General features: G+C 71.6%; 1 protein-coding gene. It reads left to right on the top strand.

Features of this window, described 5'->3' with window-relative positions; genetic code table 11:
- Positions 1-978, top strand: a 978-nt coding sequence (locus tag P5F91_RS18890; protein WP_277907924.1) for an AGE family epimerase/isomerase, incomplete at both ends; no start/stop codon positions are given.

The following is a 978-nucleotide window of genomic DNA, read 5'->3' as shown; positions in this document are numbered from 1 at the left end:
CGGGTGAACGGCGGCTTCCATGAGAAGCTGGGCCTGGACGGCAAGCCGACCAACGACGCCCGCCGCGCCCGGGTGCAGGCCCGCCAGGTCTATTCCTATTCCGTCGCCGCCAAGTCCGGCTGGAACGGCCCGGTGCGCGAGGCGGCGGAGCACGGCCTGACCTTCTTCCTGAACCATTACCGCCGGCCCGACGGCCTGTTCCGCACCAAGGTGGCGCCGGACGGCACCGCCCTGGACGACACCGTGGTGCTGTACGACCAGGCCTTCGCCCTGTTCGCGCTCGCCGCCGCGCAGAGCGCCACGCCGGAGAACCGCAGGGCGGAGGAGATGGCCGTGGCCTTGCGCCAGCGGCTGCTGGACACCCTGCACCACACCCAAGGCGGGTTCGAGGAGAGCCATCCCCGCACCCTGCCGCTGCTGTCCAACCCGCACATGCACATGCTGGAGGCGTCGCTGGCCTGGATGGAGCAGGGCGGCGACGGCGGCTGGCGCGACCTGGCGGAAGAGATCGTAAGCCTGGCGCTCACCCGCTTCATCGACGACGACATGGGCGGGCTGAAGGAGTTCTTCGACGGTGACTGGCGCCCCCAGGCCGGCACGTCCGGCCGCATCGTCGAGCCGGGACACCAGTTCGAATGGTCGTGGCTGATGCTGCGCTGGGCCGCCCTGACCGGCAACAAGGCCGCCGCCGATGCCGCCTGGCGCATGATCGCCGTGGGCGAGGGGCCGAGCGGCTGGCGCGACCTGGCGGAAGAGATCGTGGGCCTGGCGCTCACCCGCTTCATCGACGACGACATGGGCGGGCTGAAGGAGTTCTTCGACGGCGACTGGCGGCCCCAGGCCGGCACGCCCGGCCGCATCGTCGAGCCGGGGCACCAGTTCGAATGGTCCTGGCTGATGCTGCGCTGGGCCGCCCTGACCGGCAACAAGGCGGCGTCCGACGCCGCCTGGCGCATGATCGCCGTGGGCGAAGGGCCC

The sequence above is a fragment of the Nitrospirillum amazonense genome (genome assembly GCF_029594735.1).
GTDB classification, from domain to species: Bacteria; Pseudomonadota; Alphaproteobacteria; order Azospirillales; family Azospirillaceae; genus Nitrospirillum; species Nitrospirillum amazonense.
This window is presented reverse-complemented; position numbering and strand designations above follow the sequence as displayed.